The sequence below is a fragment of the Hydrogenophaga sp. FG152 genome, from assembly GCF_057809615.1.
This window is the reverse complement of the sequence record NZ_JBMDKH010000021.1, coordinates 37,501-58,588: the sequence shown is the minus strand read 5'-3', so window position 1 is coordinate 58,588 and position 21,088 is coordinate 37,501. Positions and strand designations below refer to the sequence as shown.

General features: G+C 70.0%; 19 protein-coding genes (1 of these 19 cut by a window edge). 4 read left to right on the top strand and 15 right to left on the bottom strand.

What is annotated here, in order from left to right; genetic code table 11:
* The first annotated feature begins 52 nt into the window (after positions 1–52).
* A complete protein-coding gene (locus ACODTB_RS22020) occupies positions 53–1,273 on the top strand; it encodes a cyclopropane-fatty-acyl-phospholipid synthase family protein (RefSeq protein ID WP_291119863.1) in 1,221 nt (406 codons plus the stop codon).
* 62 nt (positions 1,274–1,335) lie between these two features.
* Here ACODTB_RS22020 and ACODTB_RS22015 read toward each other — a convergent pair whose 3' ends face one another.
* Positions 1,336–2,115 (bottom strand): alanyl-tRNA editing protein, encoded by a 780-nt coding sequence (locus ACODTB_RS22015; RefSeq protein WP_291119861.1) that lies wholly within the window; start codon positions 2,113–2,115, stop codon positions 1,336–1,338.
* A 45-nt stretch (positions 2,116–2,160) separates the two neighbouring features.
* Between ACODTB_RS22015 and ACODTB_RS22010 the strand changes: the two genes are divergently transcribed.
* Positions 2,161–3,003: a creatininase family protein gene (locus ACODTB_RS22010; protein ID WP_291119859.1), complete on the top strand. Its 843-nt coding sequence runs from the start codon at positions 2,161–2,163 to the stop codon at positions 3,001–3,003.
* A 2-nt stretch (positions 3,004–3,005) separates the two neighbouring features.
* Here the strand turns inward: ACODTB_RS22010 and ACODTB_RS22005 are convergent, their stop codons facing one another.
* Positions 3,006–3,689, bottom strand: a complete 684-nt coding sequence (locus ACODTB_RS22005) for a histidine phosphatase family protein (protein ID WP_291119856.1) — start codon at positions 3,687–3,689, stop codon at positions 3,006–3,008.
* A 215-nt stretch (positions 3,690–3,904) separates the two neighbouring features.
* Between ACODTB_RS22005 and ACODTB_RS22000 the strand changes: the two genes are divergently transcribed.
* Positions 3,905–6,220 (top strand): hybrid sensor histidine kinase/response regulator, encoded by a 2,316-nt coding sequence (locus ACODTB_RS22000; RefSeq protein ID WP_291119853.1) that lies wholly within the window; start codon positions 3,905–3,907, stop codon positions 6,218–6,220.
* A gap of 149 nt (positions 6,221–6,369) precedes the next feature.
* Here ACODTB_RS22000 and ACODTB_RS21995 read toward each other — a convergent pair whose 3' ends face one another.
* The 11 genes from ACODTB_RS21995 to ACODTB_RS21945 form a co-directional block, all read right to left on the bottom strand.
* A complete protein-coding gene (locus ACODTB_RS21995; protein WP_291119850.1) occupies positions 6,370–7,881 on the bottom strand; it encodes a tripartite tricarboxylate transporter permease in 1,512 nt (503 codons plus the stop codon).
* A 34-nt stretch (positions 7,882–7,915) separates the two neighbouring features.
* On the bottom strand, positions 7,916–8,401 hold the full coding sequence (locus ACODTB_RS21990; RefSeq protein ID WP_291119848.1) for a tripartite tricarboxylate transporter TctB family protein: 486 nt from the start codon (positions 8,399–8,401) through the stop codon (positions 7,916–7,918).
* A 156-nt stretch (positions 8,402–8,557) separates the two neighbouring features.
* On the bottom strand, positions 8,558–9,931 hold the full coding sequence (locus tag ACODTB_RS21985; RefSeq protein ID WP_488929724.1) for a HAMP domain-containing sensor histidine kinase: 1,374 nt from the start codon (positions 9,929–9,931) through the stop codon (positions 8,558–8,560).
* Complete coding sequence (locus tag ACODTB_RS21980) at positions 9,928–10,629, bottom strand: response regulator transcription factor (RefSeq protein WP_291119869.1); 702 nt, start codon at positions 10,627–10,629, stop codon at positions 9,928–9,930. Before ACODTB_RS21980 ends, ACODTB_RS21985 begins: the two co-directional genes overlap by 4 nt.
* A gap of 105 nt (positions 10,630–10,734) precedes the next feature.
* Positions 10,735–11,703, bottom strand: a complete 969-nt coding sequence (locus ACODTB_RS21975; RefSeq protein ID WP_291119842.1) for a threonine dehydratase — start codon at positions 11,701–11,703, stop codon at positions 10,735–10,737.
* Positions 11,700–12,395, bottom strand: coding sequence for a VOC family protein (locus ACODTB_RS21970; protein WP_291119839.1), 696 nt, complete (start codon positions 12,393–12,395; stop codon positions 11,700–11,702). Before ACODTB_RS21970 ends, ACODTB_RS21975 begins: the two co-directional genes overlap by 4 nt.
* A gap of 15 nt (positions 12,396–12,410) precedes the next feature.
* The gene (locus ACODTB_RS21965) at positions 12,411–13,265 is read right to left on the bottom strand and encodes a PhzF family phenazine biosynthesis protein (protein ID WP_291119836.1); all 855 of its coding nucleotides are present in this window, start codon (positions 13,263–13,265) and stop codon (positions 12,411–12,413) included.
* Positions 13,266–13,285: 20 nt separating this feature from the next.
* Positions 13,286–13,900: a glutathione S-transferase family protein gene (locus tag ACODTB_RS21960; RefSeq protein ID WP_291119833.1), complete on the bottom strand. Its 615-nt coding sequence runs from the start codon at positions 13,898–13,900 to the stop codon at positions 13,286–13,288.
* Positions 13,901–13,904: 4 nt separating this feature from the next.
* The gene (locus tag ACODTB_RS21955; protein ID WP_488929723.1) at positions 13,905–15,125 is read right to left on the bottom strand and encodes an aminotransferase-like domain-containing protein; all 1,221 of its coding nucleotides are present in this window, start codon (positions 15,123–15,125) and stop codon (positions 13,905–13,907) included.
* Between the two features lie 12 nt (positions 15,126–15,137).
* The gene (locus ACODTB_RS21950) at positions 15,138–16,082 is read right to left on the bottom strand and encodes a DMT family transporter (RefSeq protein ID WP_291119828.1); all 945 of its coding nucleotides are present in this window, start codon (positions 16,080–16,082) and stop codon (positions 15,138–15,140) included.
* Positions 16,079–16,693, bottom strand: coding sequence for a LysE family translocator (locus ACODTB_RS21945; protein ID WP_291119826.1), 615 nt, complete (start codon positions 16,691–16,693; stop codon positions 16,079–16,081). Before ACODTB_RS21945 ends, ACODTB_RS21950 begins: the two co-directional genes overlap by 4 nt.
* Before the next feature lie 146 nt (positions 16,694–16,839).
* On the opposite strand from ACODTB_RS21945, the gene ACODTB_RS21940 reads away from it, so the two are divergent.
* A complete protein-coding gene (locus ACODTB_RS21940) occupies positions 16,840–18,258 on the top strand; it encodes an aminotransferase-like domain-containing protein (protein ID WP_291119824.1) in 1,419 nt (472 codons plus the stop codon).
* A 13-nt stretch (positions 18,259–18,271) separates the two neighbouring features.
* Here ACODTB_RS21940 and ACODTB_RS21935 read toward each other — a convergent pair whose 3' ends face one another.
* Positions 18,272–20,491: a PAS domain-containing hybrid sensor histidine kinase/response regulator gene (locus tag ACODTB_RS21935; protein ID WP_291119821.1), complete on the bottom strand. Its 2,220-nt coding sequence runs from the start codon at positions 20,489–20,491 to the stop codon at positions 18,272–18,274.
* A 48-nt stretch (positions 20,492–20,539) separates the two neighbouring features.
* Positions 20,540–21,088 carry the end of a ribosomal protection-like ABC-F family protein gene (gene abc-f, locus ACODTB_RS21930; RefSeq protein WP_488929722.1) on the bottom strand. Its footprint extends 1,350 nt past the window's final position, so the window shows 549 of its 1,899 coding nt (coding positions 1,351–1,899); the start codon falls outside the window, past its right edge — the gene reads right to left on this strand; it ends in the stop codon at positions 20,540–20,542.

Genomic DNA, 21,088 nt, shown 5'->3' with positions numbered 1-21,088 from the left:
TTGGGTACAACCGGGGGCGGACGGGTGGTGACCAGCATGGAGGGTTTTGTGCATGGGATCGATCGTTGAACGCGCCTTGCTGCCATGGGCGCAAAGAGTCAAGTCGCGGGTAAACCTGCCGGTGCGCCTGAGTTGGGGTGAGCGGGGCTCGTCTTCGCTCTCCCTGGGTGAGTTCGATGCGCCGCAGGTGGAGATCCGGGTGCGCGACGCCTCGGCGCTGCCGCTGCTCATCGACCCCGGCCTGGACACCCTGGGCCAGGCCTATGTGGAGGGCCTGATCGACGTGGAGGGTTCGATGGCGGACATCCTGGCCGTGGCGCACCGCCTGGCCGAGACCGCCGAGCCCGATGGCGGCCTGCTCGGGCGCCTGCGCCGGCGCTTCGCCCACACGCGCGAGAGCGACAGCGAGGCCATCCAGTACCACTACGACGTGTCCAACGCGTTCTACGCCCAGTGGCTGGACGAGCGCATGGTCTATTCCTGCGGCTACTTCGAGAACGGCGACGAAACGCTGGACGAGGCGCAGGTCAAGAAGATCGACCACATCCTCACCAAGATCCAGCTGCAGCCGGGCCAGCGCCTGCTCGACATCGGCTGTGGCTGGGGCGCGCTGGTGTTGCGCGCGGCGCAGAAGTTCGGCGCGCACTGCGTGGGCGTGACGCTCTCGAAGAACCAGCACGAGCTGGCGCGCGAGCGCGTGAAGGCCGCCGGCCTGGAAGACCGCATCGACATCCGCCTGCAGGACTACCGCGACGTGAAGGACGGTCCGTTCGACCGCATCACCAGCGTGGGCATGTTCGAGCACGTGGGGCTGAACCACCTGGCGTCGTATTTCGGGCACATCCGCTCGCTGCTCAAGCCCGGCGGCTGGGCCATGAACCACGGCATCACCAGCACCGATCCGCAGGATGGCGAGACGCGGCACGGCGGCGGCACCTTCATCGACCGCTACGTGTTCCCGCAGGGCGAGCTGCCGCACATCGGCACCGTGCTGCGCACCATGCAGGAAGGCGGGCTGGAGGCCTTCGACATCGAGAGCCTGCGCCGCCACTACATGCGCACCACGCAGCTCTGGAGCGAGGCCTTCGAGGCGCGCACGGCGCAGATCAAGCCGCTGGTGGACGAGCGCAAGTGGCGCATCTGGCGCGTGTACCTCGCGGGCTGCGCCTGGGCCTTCGAACACGACGAGGTGTCGATCTACCAGGTGATCTGCCGCGCGGCGGGCCAGCCCGCCCAAGGCCTGCCGTGGTCGCGGCGCTTCATCTACCGCTAGCAACGAGCCCGGCCAGAGGCACCGAGGAACCGGCTTTGCCGGGCCTCAGGTGTCGTCCCCCTTCAGGGGGGAGGCGCCGAAGGCGACGCGGGGGGTGTTTCCTGAAACCCCAGCACCACCCTCCTGGTGGTGGCCGACTTCTTCTCGATCTTGGTGATCACCACGCGCCCGATCTCGGCCGTGTTCGCCACGTGCGTACCGCCGCAGGGCTGCAGGTCGATCAGCCGATCGCCCTCGCCGATGCGGATGGTGCGCACGGTGCCGCTGCCGCGCGGCGGGGCCACGCTCATGCTCTTGACCAGTGCGGGGTTGGCGTCGAGTTCGGCGTCGGTGATCGCGCCCACGGTCAGCGGGTGCGACTCGGCCACCAGCCGTGCCAGGCCTTGCGTGAGCACTTCCTTGTCGAGCGGGTCGGTCAGGTGCAGGTCCATGCGCGCGTAGTCGGGCGTGATCGAGCAGCCGTTCACCGGCACCGGCACGAGGTGGCACAGCAGGTGGGTGGCGGTGTGAAAGCGCATCAGCCGGTGGCGGCGCGCCCAGTCGATGCGGGCGGTGACCGCCATGCCGGCGGCGAGCCGGGCCAGCGCGGCGTCCTGCCCGGGCGCGGGGACATGCACGATGTCGGCGGTGGGCCGGCCTTCGGCGTCCTTGCCCTTGCGGGTGTCGGCGATCGCGACGGCCGTGCCGTCGGCCAGGGTGAGCGTGCCGGCATCGCCGGCCTGGCCGCCGCCCAGGGGGTAGAACACCGTGCGGTCGAGCACGACGCCCAGTTCGTCGATGCGCGCCACGGTGGCGTCGCACTGCTGCAGGTAGGCGTCCTGGCGGAAAAGGTCGTGGGTCATCGGGCCATCTTACGGGGGCGCGCTTAACGCACTTAAGATGCGGGCATGTCCGCCCCATCCCGCTTCTGGTCCGACCTCACCACCGCCGATTTCGCCGCGCTGGACACCGCGCGCGCCATCGCCGTGCTGCCGGTGGCCGCCACCGAACAGCACGGGCCGCACCTGCCGCTGTCGGTCGACACGGACATCGTCAACGGTGTGCTGCGCGCGGCCTTGCCGCACATCGCCAGCGAGCTGCCGGTGCTGGTGCTGCCCACGCAGGCCGTGGGCTACAGCCCCGAGCACACCGGTTTCGCGGGCACGCTCACGCTCAGGATCGAGACCCTGATGCGGGTGTGGACTGAGCTGGCCGAGTGCGTGGCGGCCAGCGGCGTGAAGAAGCTCGTGCTGTTCAATGCGCACGGCGGCCAGGTGGGCGCGCTCGACCTCGTGGCGCGCGACCTGCGCGCGCGGCTGGGCATGCTGGTCTACAGCGTGAACTGGTTCCACTTGCCGCTTACCGACGCCAAGGGGCACGACCTGAACGCGCTGTTCAGCGCCGAGGAGCACCGCTTCGGCATCCACGCGGGCGAGATCGAGACCTCGCTCATGCTCGCGCTGTCACCCGAGCGGGTGCACCTGCGCGAGGCCGAGCACTTCCGGTCAGCCTCACAGGGCCGCGCCCAGCGCTTCCCCATCCTGGGCAATGGCAAGAGCGCCAAACTGGCCTGGCAGATGCAGGACTACAACCCACAAGGCGCCGTGGGCAACGCCGCCGCCGCCAGCGCCGACAAGGGCCAGGTCGTGCTCGAAGCCGCCGGCCGCGCGCTGGCCCAGCTCTTGAGCGAAATCGACCGGCTGCCACCGGACACGCTCACCGAGCGCGTCGCCTTTCCGCCCAAGGTCTAGCCTCAGGCGTAAGTTGCCCAGTCCCTGAACTCCGCGCGGTCCAGGTGCGGCAGCGTGTTGTAGCTCAGCAGCGTGTGGCGCTTGGGATTGAACTGGAACTCCGTCACCGCGCTGTTGCGGATGCGCAGGTTCAGCTCGATCGTGGCTTCCGGGCTCAGCCCCAGCACATGCCCCACGGCGGTGGAGATCGGCCCGCCGCTGGAGACCAGCAGCACGTTCTGGCCGTGGTGGTTCGCGCGCACATGGTCGAGCGCGCCCGTCACGCCGCGCACGAACTCGGTGTAGCTGGGCATGCCCTGCGGGCTCACGGTGCCGGCCATCCACTGCGCGAGGCCGTCGCGCAACAGGCGGAAGTGGTGTCGGTAGAGCTCGGGGGCTTCGGCGGCGCTGCGCGGCTTCTGCAAAGGGTGCGGGTGGATGGCGCGGATCACCGCCTCGCTGTCGTACTCGTTCAGGCCGGCCCAGGCCAGGGGTTCGTATGAGAGCCCCGCGCCTTCGGCGATGCCGGCCCAGGTCTGCTGGTGCCGGCGCAGGGTGCCGGTGATCACGGCGTCGAACACCAGCCCGCGCTCGGCCCAGTAGCGGCCCAGCTGCACGCTCTGGCGCTGGCCCATTTCGCTGAGCCGGTCGTAGTCGTCCGAGCCAAACGAGGCCTGGCCGTGGCGCACAAGGTAGAGGGTTCCCATGGCGGCATTCTGTGGCCGCGCAGTGGCCCGACTTTGTCCCGGCAGCGACTGGGCAGCCGCCCGGCAGTCGCGCAGGTGTCTGCCCCCGCAACCGTGACGGATGTCGGTCGCCCGAACTCGCGCGGCTTTGCGGTCTTTTTCCCTTGCTAGGCGGCACAGGCCCTGTGCTTCAATCGTCGGCATGTGCGTCTTTTCCCGTTGCCATGCTGTTTGACATGCCCACCCTGCTCGCGATGCGGGTCGGCATCGATGGGCTCACGGCCCTCGCGTTTTTTGGCTTGCTGCGCCGCTACCCGACCATCGGGGGGCCAGGCTGGTGGTCGCTGTCGGCCACGGTGTCCATCCTGGGCTCGCTGGGCCTGTGGCTGCGAAGCAGCGTGCCCGACTTCCTCGCCTATGGCATCGGCAACACGGCCCTGTGCATCGCGCCCCTGCTGGCCTGGATGGGCCTTCGCAGCCACCTGCAGTTCCTGCAGCCGGTGGCGCGGGTGGCCGCGGCCGGCCTGGTGGTGGCCGCGCTGCAGTCCGTGTTCATCTTCGTGTGGGACCTGCCGCAGGCGCGCCAGGCCGTGTTCGCGCTGGCGGTGCTCATCGTCATGGGCATGGCGTACCGGGACATGGTGAGCGCCGACCCGCAGCGGCGCGTGCCCGAGATGCAGGCCCTCAAGCTGCTGACCGCGGTGGAGTTCGTCGCCATGCTGTTGTTCGCCCTGGCCGGGCCGGTGGCGGGCCTGCCGCTGTCGCAGGTGGCGCCGGTCACGGTGTTCTTCTTCCTGCTCGCAGGCCTGCTGCGCGTGGTGCTCTACGGCGCGCTCGTGACCTACCGGCTGCGGCTCGAAGGCGATCGCGCACGCCAGGGCCTGCTGATCCGCGAGGCGGACTCGCGCGCGCTGATCGAGAACCTCAGTGCCGGGGTGATGGTGTTCCGGCCGAACCACACGCTCTCGAGCATCAACAGCGCGGCGCGCCGCTTCTTCGGCTGGAGCCCGGGCGGCGCCAACACGGCCTTGCCCGAACCGACCGGGCCGGGCTGGCAGATGCTGCGCGAGGACGGCCAGCCCATGCGCCGCCACGACATGCCGTTCGAGCGCGTGCTGGCCACCGGCCAGCCGGTCAAGAGCGTGGTGGTGGGTGTGCCGGTGGGCAACGGCAACGAGGTGCACTGGGCCCTGTTCAATGCCTACCCCGAGAACAACGCGCAGGGCGGTCTGCGCCACGTGGTGCTGACCTTCATCGACATCACCTCGCTCAAGACCGCGCAGGCCGAGCAGAAGACCCTGCAGGCGCAGCTCTCGCAGTCGCAGAAGATGGAGGCCCTGGGCACGCTGGCGGGTGGCGTGGCGCACGACTTCAACAACATCCTGGCCGCGATCCTGGGCAACGCCGACCTCGCGCGGCAGGACCTCACGCACGATGCGCCGGCGCGCGAAAGCCTGCACGAGATCAGCACGGCCGCGCGCCGCGGCCGCGAGCTGGTGCGGCAGATCCTGGCCTTCAGCCGCCAGCAGCCGGCCGAACGCACCCGCGTGGACGTGGGCGCCATCCTGACCGAGACCTGCAACCTCATGCGCGCGGCCATGCCGCCGCACGTGCAACTGCTGCACGAGTGCCACCCCGACACGCCGACCCTGCTGGCCGACGCCACCCAGCTCGGCCAGGTGCTGATCAACCTGGGCACCAACGCCGTGCATGCGCTCGAAGGCCGCCCGGGGCGGGTCGAGTGCCAGCTCGACGGCCTCAAGGGCCACGACCCCCGGCTGCCCACCGAGGTGGCCCAGGCCTGCGCCGAAGCCGGGGTGGATGCGGTGCGCCTGCGGGTGAGCGACAATGGCTGCGGCATGACCGAGGCGGTGCGCAGCCGCATCTTCGAGCCCTTCTTCACCACCAAGGTGGTGGGGCGCGGCACCGGCCTGGGCCTGCCGGTGGTGCTGGGCATCGTGCAGGTGCACGGGGGCGCCATCGATGTCGAGAGCCGGCCCGGCAAGGGCACCACCTTCACGCTCTACTTCCCCGCGGCGCCCGATGGTCCGCCCGAGCTGGCCCTTGATCCCGTGGTTGGACATACGGGCGCCGATCCCGTCACAATGGCCCCTCGCCCACCCGAGGGCGCCGAGACCGCCCTTTTGGAGACCCCCCCCATGGCCGACGCCCCGCCAGCGGACCAGCCCCACATCCTGTACCTCGACGACGACGACACGCTGGTCTTCCTGGTGCGCCGCCTGCTGGAGCGCCGGGGCTACCGCGTGACGTCCTTCACCGACCAGCAACTGGCGGTGAACGCGGTGCGCGAGCAGCCCGAGGCCTTCCAGCTGCTGCTGACCGACTACAACATGCCGGGCATGTCGGGGCTCGACGTGGCGCGCGCCGTGCTGGCGATCAACCCGAAACTGCCGGTGGCCGTCGCCTCCGGCTATATCACCGATGAGCTGCAGGCCGAGGCCAAGGCGGCCGGCGTGCGCGAGGTCGTGTTCAAGACCGATGCGGTCGAGGCCTTCTGCGAGGTGGTGGCCCGCCTGGTCAAGCAGGACTGAAGCGACACCACCCAGCGGCATCCGCAGAGGCCACTCCACTCCAGGGGCATCAAGGGTCCGGCTTCGCCGGCCCAAGATGCCGTCCCCCCTCCCAGCGCCGAAGGCGCGCCAGAGAGGGGGGAAGCCGCGAAGCGGCGCAGGGGGGAGTCTCAATCCTCCACGAACGCCTCTTCGCGCTTGGCCTTGACCGAAGGCAGGAGCACCACGACCAGCAGCACCACTGCGATGGCCAGCAGGCTGGCGGACATCGGGCGCGTGACCAGCACGCTCCAGTCGCCGCGCGAGATCAGCAGCGCGCGCCGCAGGTACTCTTCCATCATCGGTCCCAGGATCAGGCCCAGCAGCAGCGGCGCCGGCTCGCACTTGAGCTTGTGGAACAGGTAGCCGATCACGCCGAAGATGGCGACCATCCAGATCTCGAAGGTGTTGTTGTTCTCCGAGTACACACCCACGGCACAGAACAGCACGATGGCCGGGAATAGCCACTTGTAGGGAATCGTCAGCAGCTTGATCCACATGCCGATCAAGGGCAGGTTGAGCACGATCAGCATCAGGTTGCCGATCCACATCGAGGCGATCAGGCCCCAGAACAGTTCCGGGTTGCTGGTCATGACCTGCGGGCCCGGCTGGATGTTGTGGATGGTCATGGCACCGACCATCAGCGCCATCACGGCATTGGGCGGAATGCCCAGCGTGAGCAGCGGGATGAACGAGGTCTGCGCACCGGCGTTGTTGGCGGACTCGGGGCCGGCCACGCCGCGGATGTTGCCTTGGCCGAACGGCACTTCGCCCTTCTTGAGCTTGATCTTCTTCTCGATCGTGTACGAGGCGAAGGCCGACATCAGCGCGCCGCCGCCGGGCAGGATGCCCAGCACCGAGCCCAGGGCCGTGCCGCGCAGCACGGCGGGCGTCATGCGCTGGAAGTCTTCCTTGGTCGGCATCAGGCCCTTGACCTTGGCCGTGAAGACCTCGCGCTGGTCCGACGGCGTGGCCAGGTTGGCGATGATCTCGCCGTAGCCGAACACGCCCATCGCGATGGCGATGAAGCTGATGCCATCGGTGAGTTCGGGGATGTCGAAGCTGTAGCGCGCCACGCCGGAGTTCACGTCGGTGCCCACCAGGCCGAAGGCCAGGCCGAGCAGGATCATGGCCACCGCCTTGAGCAGCGAGCCCGAGGCCAGCACCACGGCGCCGATCAGGCCCAGCACCATCAGCGAGAAGTACTCGGCCGGGCCGAACTTCAACGCCACTTCGGTCAAAGGCGGCGCGAAGGCCGCGAGGATCAGGGTGCCGGCGCAACCCGCGAAGAAGGAGCCCAGGCCGGCGGCGGCCAGCGCGGGCCCGGCCCGCCCCTTGCGCGCCATCTGGTAGCCGTCGATCACGGTCACCACCGAGGACGCTTCGCCGGGCAGGTTGACCAGAATGGCGGTGGTGGAGCCGCCGTACTGCGCTCCGTAGTAGATGCCGGCCAGCATGATCAGCGCCGCTTCCGGTGGCAGGCCGTAGGTGGCGGGCAGGAGCATGGCGATGGTGGCGACCGGGCCGATGCCGGGCAGCACACCGATCAGCGTGCCCAGCAGGCAGCCGACGAAGGCGTAGATGAGGTTCTGCGCCGTGAAGGCGACGCCGAAACCGATCGAGAGGTTGGTGATCAGATCCATGGTTCTTGTCTGGTGGGGGTCGTGGTCACGCGCATCAGCCGATGAAGGCCGGCCAGATCGGGAAGTTCAGCTTGAGCGCGAGTTCGAAGGCGATGTAGCTGCCGATCGCCAGGACGGTGGCGAGCACGAGCACCTCCTTGGCCTTGAACTGGTCGCCCGCCAGGCTGGCGACGAAAGTGAGGGCGTAGATCGCGACGATCAGGCCCATGGCCGGCAGGCCCCAGCTGTGCACACCCACCAGCAGCACGCCGAAGATCAGGTTGGCGCCGATGATGAAGATCAGGGGGCGCCAGGCGATGCGGCCGATCGGCTCGCCATCCTCGGTCTTCACCGTCAGGGCCTTGAGCGTGATCAGCACACCCATGATGGCGATGAGCACGCCCACCACCAGCGGGAAATAGCCTGGGCCCATGCGGGCACCGGTGCCCACGTTGTAGGTGGTGGCACCCCAGGCGAAGGCCACACCGAACGCGCTGAACAGCACGCCCGAGGCAAAGTCTCTCTGACTCTTGATTCTCACGATGTCTCCTGAAATGGCGTTGATCGCCGGCTCCTGGACAGGGCTCGGCGAGGGCACAGGACGTGCGCCGCGCGATGGTAAGAAGACCGTGGGCGTGTGTGGGTGACCAAAACATTGCCATTTGGCAATGTCGGCCGCGGCCGTCGCGCTGCCGCGTCAGCGGTTGGGTCGCGGCAGTTCGATGACGGCGCGCAGGCCCGGTGCCGCGTTCTCGAAATGCAGGCGCCCGCCATGCAGGGCCACCACGGCCTGCACGCTGGCCAGGCCCAGGCCATGCCCCGGCGCGCCGTCCGGCTGCAGGCGGTGAAAGCGCGTGCCCAGGCGCGCGAGTTCGGCATCGGGGACCCCGGGGCCGTTGTCCTGCACGCTGAGCCGCACGCCATCGGGCAGCTCCTGCGTGCCCACCTGGATCACCGCCCCCGGGCCGGCGTACTTGAGCGCGTTGTCGAGCAGGTTGGCCAGCGCGCCGGCCAGCAGGTCGCGGTCGCCGGGCAGTTGCACCTCGTCGGCCGGTTCGTGTCTCAGCACGGCGTCCTGGGCCTCGGCAACGGCCTCGTAGAGTTCCACCACGTCGGCGGCGACCACGTCGAGCGCCACCGGCGTGAAGCTGCGGCGCCGCGCGCCGGCCTCGGCCTCGGCGATCTGCAACAGTTTCTCGAACACCAGCGTCAGCTCTTCGATCTCGCGAATGGCCGCGCCGATGGCCTCGCGGCGTTGCGCCGGGGCCGTGTCGGCCTGCTCCGCGTGGCGCAGGCGCACGAGGATGCGCGTGAGCGGCGTGCGCAGGTTGTGCGCGATGGTGTTGGAGACGTGGCGCACGCCGTCCATCAGCGACTCGATGCGGTCGAGCATGGTGTTGATCTCGCGGTTGAGCAGCGCGAACTCATCGTCCGCGCCCGACTCCGCGACGCGCTCGCGCAGCTCGCCGGCCGTGGCGATGCGCTTGGCCGTGAGGCGCACCGCGCTCACGCTGCGCTCGAGTTCCTGGCGGAACACGAAGGTGCCGCCGATCAGCAGCAGCACGGCCACGATGCCGGCGGCCGCGCTCGCGCTCGCCACCAGGGACTCGATCAGCTCCTGGTCCCGCAGGTCCTGCCCGACCACCAGCACGCCGCCGTAGGGCAGGGTGCGCATGACCAGGTAGGCGTTCACGCTGCGCCCGTCGCGCTCCACGCGCCGCTGGGTCGGCCCGGTGTTCGCGGCGGCGTCGGGGGCGCGGTCGAGGTTGCCCGCGAGCCGGTGGCCCTCTCGGTCGGTCAAGAGGTAGATCTCGCTGTCAGAGTCGCGGCCGTCCGTCAGCGCCCGGGTGATGGCCGCCGCCGCCGCCGCGGTGCCGCCCTCGTTCATGTCCGCCATCAGCTGCTGCGTCGACAGGCCTACCTGCCGCGCCATGCGCTGGTGCAGCACGCCGACGGTCTGCAGGTAGACAATGGCCAGGGCGGCCAGCATGGTGACGGCGACCAGGAAACCGTAGGAGAACGCCAGGCGAAAACCGACCGAGCGCCAGAGTCCGCCCAGCTGGCCGATCATGCGGCGCTGTCTGGGTCGTCGTCGGCGGCGATGCGGTAGCCGATGCCGCGCACGGTGTGGATCAGCGGTGGCGCACCGCCCGCATCGAGCTTGCCGCGCAGCCGGCTGACCTGCACGTCGATCACGTTGGTCTGCGGATCGAACTGGTAGTCCCACACGGCTTCGAGCAGCATGGTGCGGGTCAGCACCTGGCCGGGGTGGCTCATCAGGTAGGCGAGCAGGCGGAACTCGCGCGGCTGCAGCGCCACCGGCCGGCCGCCGCGCTCGACATGGCGGCTCGCGAGATCGAGCTTGAGATCGGCCACCTGCAGCGTGCGGATCGCCGGGCCCGGCCGCGAGCGGCGCACCAGGGCCTCGGCCCGCGCGGCGAGTTCGGAGAAAGCGAAGGGTTTGGTCAGGTAGTCGTCGCCCCCCGCCTTGAGCCCGCGCACGCGTTCGTCCAGGGCGCTGAGCGCGCTGAGCACCAGCACGGGTGTCTTCTTGCCCAGGCCGCGCAGGGTCGCGAGGATCGAGAGGCCGTCCACCTCGTTGGGCAGCATGCGGTCCAGGATGATCAGGTCCCACTGCTCGCTGGTGGCCCGGCCGAGCGCTTCCATGCCATCGCGGCAGATCACGACCACGTGGCCGAGCGCGCGGAAACCATTGGCGATGTAGCGCGCGTTGTCCGCGTCGTCTTCCACCACCAGGCAGCGCCACATCACGGTGGCTTCCATCAGGCCTGCACCCTTTCACTCAGATCGAACATGCGTTGCACTCCGCGTTTTTTGCCGGGTGCCCATTCTGCTTGATTCGCCGCGCGAGAGTCAGCCCTCGGCCAGGACGCCGGCCAGCACCGCGCTGTCCACGTTGCCACCGCTCAGGGTGGTGCCCACCACCTGGCCCGGGAGCGCGGCGCGCTCCTGCCAGGCGGCGGCGAAGCTGGCGGCGCCCGCGCCTTCGGCCACGTTGTGGGTGTCGGCGAACAGCATGCGCATGGCCTGCGCGACTTCCGCGTCGCTGACCTGCACGATCCGCTCCAGGTGCGGCCGCAGCACCTCGAGCGCGGCGGCGTCGGCCACGCGGCAGGCCATGCCATCGGCCAGTGTGGTGGTCACGGGCGCTTCGACAACCCGGCCTTCGGCCAGTGAAGCCGCGTAGGTGGTGGCGTGGGCGCTGACCACGCCGACGATGCGCACGGGGTGTCGCAGCGCCAGCTTGGCGGCGATCGCCGAGCACGCACCCGATCCCTGGCCGATCGGCACGTAGACGATGTCGAGCGCCGGCACGGCGCGAAAGAATTCCCACCAGTAGGTGCTCACGCCCCGCAGCAGATCGGGGTGGAAGCTCGGCACCATGTGCGCGCCGCGTGCGGCGGCGAGCTCGATGGCGTGCTCGCGGCTGGCCTGGAAGTCGTCGCCGTGCTCGATCAGCGTGACGCCGAGCGCACGCATCGCGGCGTTTTTCTCCACCGAGTTGCCGCGCGGCACGACGATGGTGCAGGCCACGCCATGCGCGCGCGCGGCCCAGCCGATGCTCTGGCCGTGGTTGCCGCGCGTGGCGCTGATGACCTCGCGCGGCAGCTCGCCGTGCGCCTTGAGCTGGTCGAAGTAGGTCAGTCCGCCGCGGATCTTGAACGCACCGGCCGGCGTGTGGTTCTCGTGCTTGACCCAGCAGTCGGTGCCCAGGCGCGTGCTCAGCGTGGCCCAGCGGTACTGTGGCGTGGGGCCGAACTCGCGGTAGACCACCTGCGCGGCGGCCTCGATGTCGTGCAGGGTTGGCAGCAGGTGGTTCACGGCGGGGACAGCAGGCTGAGCCGGCCGTGGGCCGGGGTGTCGAGTTCTGCCGCGAGGCCAGCCGGCCCGTCGCTCACGGTGATGCCCGGCAGGCCCACGGCCAGCAAGGCCGCGCGCAGCCCGGCGGCGCCCGCGTGGCGCAGGTGCAGGCGGCGCAGCGCCACGCCACTGGCGGGCATGTGCCGGGTGGGGTGGGTGCCGCTCCACTGGATCAGCGTGGGCAGCGCGCCATTGAAGAGGCGCTGGCCGTCGTCGCGCACGCTGATGCGCCATTGCAGCAGGCCTTGCGGTGTCTGGCGCGAGGCGCTGACGACGGGGCCGCGCTGGATGCCGATGGCGCGCAGCGCCGCGAGGGCGGCGTCGATGTCGGCGACGCGCGCCACCCAGTGCACCAGTTGCGGCCCCTGGCGCTGCAGGCGTTGTTGCAGCGCGGGGTCGTCGAGGTCGAACCAGCGGCGCTGGCCCGGTGCGCGGCCGGGCGTGGCGCGCGGGTCGATGGCGATGACCTCCAGATAGGCATCGGGCGCCTCATCCCCATCGAGCCGAAGCAGGCGGTTGTGGGTGCCGAACAGCGGGTGTTCCCCGCCCGGGCCGGGCGAGACGCCCAGCGTGGCTTCGCACCAGGCCACGCCCTCGTCAAGCGTGCGCGCGGCCACCACCAGGTGGTCGATCTGCGCCCGGGGCTCAGCCATGGCCTCTCCCGCAGGTCACAGCGTCACCTCGCCTTCGATGCAGGTCACTGAGGCGCCGCCGACCCAGATGGTGCCCTCGGCGTCGCGGTGGATGTGCACGCGCCCGGCGCGCGCCATGGCCGTGCCTTGCGCGGCGACGTAGTCCGGTGGCGCCATGCCCGCGCCGATCAGCCATTGCGCCACGGCGGCGTTGAGGCTACCGGTCACCGGGTCTTCGCTCAGCGTCTGGTGGCCATGGAAGAAGGCGCGCACCTCGAAGGCGGTGTCCGAGCCGGCGAGTTGGGGGCCGACGAGGCCGATCTCCAGCCCGGCGAGCACTTGCGCATCGGGCCGCGCCGCGAGCACCTGCTCGGCCGAGCGCAGCATCACACCACGCCAGGGTGGGCCGTTCTCGCACCAGGCGTGCGCCACGATCTCATCGCGCGCCAGGCCCAGGCCGCGCGCGATCAGGGCGACGTCGGTCTCGTCGAGCGGGCCGCTGCGGCGCAGCGGCGGCGCGGCAAACGCGAGGCGCTCGCCATCGCGCCGGATGCGCACCAAGCCCACGCCGCATTCCTGCACCACGTGGGCGTCGGCCCGGGGCTGGCCGCCAGCCTGCAGCCAGGCGTGGCAGGTGCCCAGTGTGGGATGGCCCGCGAAAGGCAGTTCCCGGCCGGGGCAGAAGATGCGCACGCGGTAGTCGGCGCCGGCCGCGTGGCCTTCGTCGGTGGGCGGCAGGACGAAGGTGCACTCCGAGAGGTTGGTCCAGTCGGTGAACTGCTGCATGGCCTCGGTGTTCAGGCCGGTGCCATCGAGCACCACGGCCAGCGGGTTGCCGCGGTAGGGCGTCTCGGTGAACACGTCGACTTGCTTGAAGGGGCGTTGGGCCATGGGAAGGTTCTCCGGGTTCGTCAGGACAGGGGCAGGTCGAGCACGCCGCGGCTCGCGGGCCGGGCCAGCCAGCCGGCGTACCAGCGTTCGAGGTGCGGCCACGCGGGGCGCGGCTGTGGCAGGCCCCACCAGCGGTGCACTTCGCAGGCGATGGGGATGTCGGCCATGGTGAGCGCATCGCCGGCCATGAAGGCCTGGCGCGACAGGTGCTCGTCGAGCAGGGCGAACAGCGGCTCGGTGGCGGCGACCGATTGCGCGATCACCTGGGCGTTGCGCTGCGCGGCCGGTGTGCGGATCCACTGCTTGAAGCCCGGGCTGCCTGCGGGGTTGAGCGTGGTCTGCTGCCAGTCCATCCAGCGCTCGGCATCGAAGCGTTGCCGCAGATCGCTCGGGTAGAGCCGGTTTTCGCGCGCGCACAGGTAGCGCACGATGGCGTTCGATTCCCAGAGCGTGAAGTCGCCGTCCTGCAGCAGCGGCACCAGGCCGTTGGGGTTGCGCGCGCGGTAGTCGGGCGTGTCCACGATGCCGTGGGTCAGGCCGGCGTCGGTGCGCGGCAGCTCGAGGCCCAGCACCTGCGCGCACAGCACGACCTTGCGCACATTGATCGAGCTCAGCCGGCCCCACAGCTGCAGCATGGGCTCAGGCCTTCGGTTGTTCGCGGATGGCCTGGGCCAGCGCGGTGATGCCGATGCGGATCTGCTCCACGCTGGCGGTGACGAAACTCAGGCGCAGGCTGCGTGGATCGGGTTCGTCGGCGTAGAACGCGGCGCCGGGCACGAAGGCCACGCCCTTGTCCACCGCGCGCGGCAGCAGGTCGATGGCGTTCATGCCTTCGGGCAGGCGCACCCAGAGGAACATGCCGCCGTCGGGCGAGTTCCACTGCACGTCCAGGCCCTGCATCTCCTGCGCCAGACTGGCCAGCATGGCCGCGCACTGGCTCTTGTAGAGCGCGCGGATGGTGGGCACATGGCGGTCCAGAAAACCATCCTTGAGCACCTCGGCCACCATGCGCTGGTTGAAGCCTGGGCTGTGCAGGTCGGCCGCCTGCTTGGCCTGCAGCAGCTTGGGGAAAACCGCCTTGGGCGCGACGATGAAACCCAGCCGCAGGCCGGGTGCGAGCACCTTGGAGAACGAACCCAGGTAGATGCAACCGTCGGGGTTGCGCGCGCTCAACGGCAGCGGCGGCGGTGCATCGAACCAGAGGTCGCCATACGGGTTGTCTTCCACGATTGGCAGGCCGTGCGCGGCCGCGCTGGCCACCAGCGCGGCGCGGCGGGCCTCGCTCATGCTGCGGCCGGTGGGGTTCTGGAAGTTGGGCAGCACGTAGAGGAAACGCGCGCGGTTCGCGCCGCTGCCCACCCGGCGTTCGAGGTCACCCACGTCGACGCCCTCGGCGTCGCTGGCCACGGCTTCGATGGTGGGCTCCATGGGGGTGAAGGCCTGCAGCGCGCCAAGGTAGGTGGGCGTTTCCACCAGCACGCGGCTGTCGGTGTCGATCAGCACCTTGGCCACCAGGTCCAGGCCCTGCTGGCTGCCGGTGGTGATGAGCACCTGCGCCGGGTCCACGTCCCAGGGCAGTTGCGCCGCCACGGCCTCGCACAGCGGGCCGTAGCCTTCGCTGGCCGAATACTGCAGGGCGGCCAGGCCGTCTTCGCGCAGCACCTTGGCGCAGGCGTCGGCGAACGCGCTCACCGGGAAGGTCTTGGGCGAGGGAAGGCCGCCGGCGAAACTGATGATGCCGGGCTTCTCCGTGACCTTGAGGATCTCGCGGATCACCGAGGGGTTCATGCGTTCGGCGCGGCGGGCCAGGGTCCAGGGCATGGCGGTGGTGGGCGTGGTGGGCAGGTCGTTGGGTTTCATGAAGGTCTCCGTTCAAACTCGTTCGGTGGGCGCGCTGGCGTGTACCGGCATTTTCTTTCCAATGAAGACGGTGGCGATCACCGCAATCGCAAAACCCAGCGTGACGGCGTCGAGCCGTTCGCCGAGCAAGGGCACGGCGAACAGCATGCCGAGAAAGGGCTGCACCAGCTGCACCTGGCTCACGCGCACCGTGCCGCCCAGGGCCAGGCCGCGGTACCAGGCGAAGAAACCGATCCACATCGAGAACACGGCGGTGTAGGCGAAACCCCACCAGGCCGAGGCCTGCAGCACCGCCTGCGGCCGGGTCAGGGCGGCCAGGGGCAGGGTGAGCGGCAGGGCGATCACCAAGGCCCAGCAGATGACGTGTTCGGCGCGCATGCGCTGCGACAGGCGTGCGCCATACGCATAACCCACGGCGGCGAACAGCATGGCGGCGAGCAGCAGCGCGTCGGCCGGGTGCAGCGTGAGGCCGGCGCTGCCCGAGCGCAGCACCGCAAAGCCCACCACCAGCGCGCTGCCCAGGGCGGCGCAGGCCCAGAAGCCGACGGAGGGCCGCTGGCGGTGCAGCAGCGCGCCCACCGCCGCCGTGGCCAGCGGCAGCACGCCCACGATCACGCTGGCGTGCACCGCTTCCACATAGCGCATGGCCACCGAGGTGAACAGCGGAAAACCGAACACCACCCCGGCCGAGGTGATGGCCAGCGGCAGCAGGTCTTCGCGGCGCGGCAGCGGCGCGCGCGTGGCGACCAGGAAGGCGACCGACAGCAGAGCCGCCACCACGGCGCGGCCCAGTGCGACGAACACGCCGGACATCTGGGGCGCATCAACCGGGCCCACGGCCAGCCGCGTCATGGGCAGGGTGAGCGCGAAGATCACCACGCCCAGCAGGCCGAGCACCAGCCCCTTGTTGGCGGGCCGGTCGATCCAGCGCGGTGCGGGCAGGCTGTGGGTGTTCATACCGTCAACATCCAGAGGGCGGTGGCCACCAGCACGGCGGCCAGCACGCGGTTGAACCAGACCAGGCGCGTGCCCTGCGTGAGCCACTGGCGCAGCAGCGAGCCGGCGACCGCGTAGGTGAGGTTGCTGGTGAAGGCGAAGAACACCATCACCACGCAGATGATGGCCAGCCGCTGACCCGGGTTGGGCGCAGGCTGCCCGGCGGCGTTGACCACCCAGCCGGCGGTGAGCGTGAGCGCCAGCATCCAGGCCTTGATGTTGAGGAACTGCAGGCCCACGCCTTGCAGGAAGCTGACGTTCAGGCGCGAGGCGTCGACCTCGGAGAGCTTGGAGGCGCCCGCCAGTTTCCAGGCCAGCCACAGCATGTACGCCACCCCCAGCAGCTTCACGCCCCAGCGCAGCGCGGGCACACCCAGCACCAGCGCGCCCAGGCCGAGGCCGCAGGCCAGCATGAGCAGCGTCCAGCCGGTGGGCACCGCGAAGCAGAAGCGCAAGGCGCGCCGCAGGCCCAGGTTGGCCGCGAGGGCGGTGGACAGCGTGGTGTTCGGCCCCGGCGAAAAACTCATCGCGGTGCAGAACAGCAGCAGGGCGGTCAGCTCGGTGGCGCTCATGAAGATCGGAGGGATGATGGGCTTGTCAACACGGGAGGTTCAATGTACGCTTTTGCGCCAGTACACAACCAATACAGTTGACCGGCGCAGTTGCGAGTCTGTATTGGTCGATGCGACAGTACAGGCGCTGGAAGGATGCCCCCGACATGCTGATGAAGACCCCCGCACAATCCCTGACCGAGCAGCTCGCCGTGCGCTTCGCCGACCGCATCCGCAGCCGCCTGTTGGCGCCCGGTGCGCGCCTGCCCTCGGTGCGCCAGTGCGCGCAGCAGCACGGCGTGAGTCCCTCCACCGTGGTGGCCGCCTATGACCAGCTGCTCGCGCAAGGCCTGGTGCAGGCGCGCAAGAACCGGGGCTTCTTCGTGCGCGAAATGCCCACGCCGCGCGCCGACGGTCAGTCGAGCGAAACCAAGGCCGCTGCCGCCAGGGCCGGCGGCGGGGCTTCGCCCATCAACGCGACGGCGCTGATCCGCGGCATGTTCCACAAGGTCAGCAACAAGCCGCACCCGGGCATGGGCGTGTTTCCGCCGGACTGGCTGGAGTCGACCTTCATGCCGGCCGCCGTGCGCAAGGTCACCGGCACGCGCGCCTTGCAGGACTTCTCGCTTCAATACGGCGAACCGATGGGCGACAGCAGCCTGCGCCGGGTGTTGTCGCAGAAGCTGGCCTCGCTCAATGTGCATGCCGATGCGGAGCACATCATCACCACCGTGGGCGCCACGCACGCGCTGGACATCGTGAGCCGCACGCTGCTGCGCGCGGGCGATCCGGTGATGGTGGAGGAGCCTGGCTGGGCGGTGGAGTTCGCCCGGCTGGCCGCGCTGGGCATGCGCATCCTGCCGGTGCCGCGCCGCGCCGACGGGCCCGACCTGGAGGTGATGGCGAAGTACTGTGAGGTGCACCAGCCCAAGCTGTACGTGAGCGTGAGCGTGTTCCACAACCCGACCGGCTACTGCCTGTCGCCGGGCAGCGCGCACCGCCTGCTGCAGCTGGCCAACCGGCACAATTTCCACATCGTCGAGGACGACACCTACAGCCACATCGCGCCCGAACACGCCACACGCCTGACCGCGCTCGACGGCCTGCAGCGCACCATCTACGTGAGCGGCTTCGCCAAGATCCTCGCGCCCAACTGGCGCATCGGTTACCTTGCCGCGCCGCCGGCGCTGGTGGAGCCGCTGCTCGACACCAAGCTGCTGTCCACGCTGACCACGCCCTCCTTGCTGGAGAGGGCGCTGGCGCTGTGCATCGAGCAGGGCCAGTTGCGGCGCCACGCCGAGCGCATCCGCACCCGGCTCGATGCCGCGCGGGCGCGCAGCGTGAAGCTGGCGCTGGGCGCAGGCTGCAGTTTCGCGGCCGAGCCGGTGGGGCTGTTCGGCTGGGTTGACACCGGGGTGGACACCGACGCGCTGGCGCAGCGCATGCTGGACGAGGGCTACCTGATCGCGCCCGGTGCGCTGTTCCATGCCGCGCGGGCGCCCAGCACCCTCATGCGCATCAACTTCACGACCACGCAGGACGCGGCGTTCTGGCGCGTGTTCTCGCGCCTGAAGGCCTCGGGCTGAGCCCTGAGGCTGGCTAGAGCTTGGTGTCGAACAGGTCGCGGCCGCGCGCCTGCAGGATGTCCGCCAGCGCGCGGTCGATCTGGCGCGCTTCGGCCTGCATCAAGGGCAGGGCGCGCGCGAACAAGTGCCAGTCGCCCGAGCGGGCGGCCAGCTCCAGGCCCTTGGCCAGGCGCGCACCACGCTCGGCGGTCATGCTGCCCAGCGAGCCCTTGAGGCCGTGCGCGTGGGCCACGGCCGCGGCCGAATCGCGTGTCTGAAGCGCCTTCTGCAGTTCGCTCTGGCGCGAAGCCAGGTCGGCGCGCATGGCCTGGGCCAGTTGCCCCAGCGTCTCTTGGTCGCCATCCAGGCGGCGCAGCAGTTTCTCGACGTCCAGCGCCTCCAGGTGCGTGGCGGCGGCGCGCGCGCCCGACACGGTGCTGGGCACGATGGGGGCGGGGATGGTCACCGGGGCCGGTGCGGGTGTGGCCGGGGCTTGCTCGGGCTCGGCCAGGCCGTCGTCGAGCTTCAGCACCCGGTCCATTTCCTTGATGAGCGCCTGCGGGCTGACCGGCTTGGCGGTATAGCCATCCATGCCGGCGGCCAGGCAGGCTTCGCGGTCGCCCGGCATGGCATTGGCCGTCACAGCCACGATGGGCGTGCGGGGCAGCTTGCGGCGGGTCTCGATGTCGCGGATCTCGTGCGTGGCCTGCAGGCCACTCATGCCTGGCATCTGCACGTCCATCAGCACCAGGTCGATGCCGCCCTGTTCCCATTGGGCGATGGCGTGCACGCCACCGCGCGCCACGCGCACGATGCAGCCCAGGCGCAGCAGCAGCTGCCGCATCATCAGTTCGTTGACCGGGTGGTCTTCGGCCAGCAGCACCACCAGGCCGACATAGCGGGCACCGGCCTGCGCGACCTCCTGCAGCTCGGCCGAGGCGCTGAGCGGGCTCTGGTCCAGCTCGCGCAAGGGCAGGGTCAGGGTGAAGGTGCTGCCCTCGCCGGGGTCGCTCTGCAGGTCGATCTCGCCGCCCATGAGCCGGGCAAGCTGCGCGCAGATCGCCAGGCCCAGGCCACTGCCTCCATAGGGGCGCGCGGTGGAGGCGTCGGCCTGCGTGAAGGCGTCGAAGACGGTGGCGTGGTGTTCGCGCGCGATGCCCACGCCGCTGTCGCGGACCTGCAGCTGCAGCCGCTTCGGGGCCTGGCCCGCGGGCTCGATCGGCTGGATGCGCACCTCGATCCGGCCGCCGCGGGGCGTGAACTTGAGCGCGTTGGAGAGCAGGTGGTTCAGCACCTGGCGCAATCGCACGGCGTCGCCCATCACCCATTGGGGCAGGGCCGGTGGCAGTTCGAAGCGGAAGTCCAAAGCCTGTTCGCCCGCCTGCTCGGCGTACGGCACGATGGCCTGTTCCAGGGCCTGGTGCAGGTCGAAGCGCACGTTCTCGATGTCGAACTGGCCGGCTTCGATGCGGGAGAGATCCAGCAGGTTGTTGAGCAGGTCCAGCAACTCGTGCGCTGAGTTGTCCATCAGCGCCAGCCAGCTGGACTGGTCCGCATTGAGCGGCGAATCCATCAGCATGCGCGTGAGGCCCATGAACGCGTTGAGGGGCGTGCGCACCTCGTGGCTGATGTTGGCCAGGAATTCGCTCTTGGCCCGGCTGGCCTGTTCGGTCAATTCGCGGGCGCGCTCGCCATCCTGCTCGATGCGCTTGCGCTCGCCGATGTCGGCCAGGGTGCCCATGAGCCGCAGGGGCTGGCCCTTGCTGTCGTGCTCGGCGACCATGGCGTGCGTTTCGACCCAGCGCCAGCCTTCGGAAGCGCGCACCCGGTGCTGCACCACGGCGCGCTGGCTGCGGCCTTCGAGCAAGGCCATCACCTGCACGCGCAGCGGCTCGATGTCGTCGGGGTGCAGGCGCGCGCGCAGGTCGATCGCCTCCCAGTAGCCATCGGCGGCGATGTCGCCGAGCAGTTCGCCCCAGCGCGCCGTCAGGAACACCTGGGTGGCGGGCAGTTGCCAGTCCCACAGTGCCAGGCCGGCGGCGTCCACCGCGAGCTGCAGGCGGTCGCGCGCTTCGTCCAGCGCTTCCTCGGCCAGGAGGCGGCTGTTGGACTCGCGGTGCGCGATGCTGCGCAGGCGGTCGAGCTCGCGGCTCTGGTGCTCCAGTTCGCCCTGCAACCTTTGCGTGCGCTCGCGCTCCTGCTGAAGCTCGTCCAGCGTGCGTTGCAAGTCAAAGGCGAGACGATCGGGCGTCATGGGCGTGTGTGAGGTGGTGCGAAGGCCTAGGGTTCCCGTGCCGGGCCCTCAGCTGCCGCCAAGCGCTTCCCAGCGCTCCAGCGCCTGAAGCCATTCCCCCTCGACTTCGGCATGCCGGGCGCCAAGTTGAGCCGCGCGGGCGGGATCGCTGTGAAATAGTTGGCCATTCTCCAGGTCCTTGCCAATGGTGGCTTGTTCGGCCTCCAGGGCCGCGATCAACTGAGGCAGCGCGTCGAACTCCCGCTGTTCCTTGTAGCTTAGCTTTTTCCTGGCGGGTGCTGGTGCGGGCGCCGAAGGGGCCGGTTTGGCGGCCGGGGCCGCCGGCGGTGGGGTGGGCGCCTCGCGCTCGCGCTGCAGGGCGGCCGACCGCGCCGACTGGGTCAGCCAGTCCTGCACATCCCCCACATACTCGCGCCAGCGCCCTTCGCCCTCGAACACCAAGGTGCTCGTGACCACGTTGTCCAGGAAGCGCCGGTCATGGCTGACCAGGAACACCGTGCCTTCGTACTGCTGCAGCAGGTCTTCCAGCAGCTCCAGCGTGTCGATGTCCAGGTCGTTGGTGGGCTCGTCGAGTACCAGCACGTTGGCCGGCCGCGC

Coding starts and splice junctions, on each gene's coding strand:
- ACODTB_RS22020 (WP_291119863.1), top strand. CDS start 53: ATGGGATCGATCGTTGAACGCGCCTTGCTGCCATGGGCGCAAAGAGTC.
- ACODTB_RS22015 (WP_291119861.1), bottom strand. CDS start 2,115: ATGACCCACGACCTTTTCCGCCAGGACGCCTACCTGCAGCAGTGCGAC.
- ACODTB_RS22010 (WP_291119859.1), top strand. CDS start 2,161: ATGTCCGCCCCATCCCGCTTCTGGTCCGACCTCACCACCGCCGATTTC.
- ACODTB_RS22005 (WP_291119856.1), bottom strand. CDS start 3,689: ATGGGAACCCTCTACCTTGTGCGCCACGGCCAGGCCTCGTTTGGCTCG.
- ACODTB_RS22000 (WP_291119853.1), top strand. CDS start 3,905: ATGCCCACCCTGCTCGCGATGCGGGTCGGCATCGATGGGCTCACGGCC.
- ACODTB_RS21995 (WP_291119850.1), bottom strand. CDS start 7,881: ATGGATCTGATCACCAACCTCTCGATCGGTTTCGGCGTCGCCTTCACG.
- ACODTB_RS21985 (WP_488929724.1), bottom strand. CDS start 9,931: ATGATCGGCCAGCTGGGCGGACTCTGGCGCTCGGTCGGTTTTCGCCTG.
- ACODTB_RS21980 (WP_291119869.1), bottom strand. CDS start 10,629: ATGTGGCGCTGCCTGGTGGTGGAAGACGACGCGGACAACGCGCGCTAC.
- ACODTB_RS21970 (WP_291119839.1), bottom strand. CDS start 12,395: ATGGCTGAGCCCCGGGCGCAGATCGACCACCTGGTGGTGGCCGCGCGC.
- ACODTB_RS21965 (WP_291119836.1), bottom strand. CDS start 13,265: ATGGCCCAACGCCCCTTCAAGCAAGTCGACGTGTTCACCGAGACGCCC.
- ACODTB_RS21960 (WP_291119833.1), bottom strand. CDS start 13,900: ATGCTGCAGCTGTGGGGCCGGCTGAGCTCGATCAATGTGCGCAAGGTC.
- ACODTB_RS21955 (WP_488929723.1), bottom strand. CDS start 15,125: ATGAAACCCAACGACCTGCCCACCACGCCCACCACCGCCATGCCCTGG.
- ACODTB_RS21950 (WP_291119828.1), bottom strand. CDS start 16,082: ATGAACACCCACAGCCTGCCCGCACCGCGCTGGATCGACCGGCCCGCC.
- ACODTB_RS21945 (WP_291119826.1), bottom strand. CDS start 16,693: ATGAGCGCCACCGAGCTGACCGCCCTGCTGCTGTTCTGCACCGCGATG.
- ACODTB_RS21940 (WP_291119824.1), top strand. CDS start 16,840: ATGCTGATGAAGACCCCCGCACAATCCCTGACCGAGCAGCTCGCCGTG.
- ACODTB_RS21935 (WP_291119821.1), bottom strand. CDS start 20,491: ATGACGCCCGATCGTCTCGCCTTTGACTTGCAACGCACGCTGGACGAG.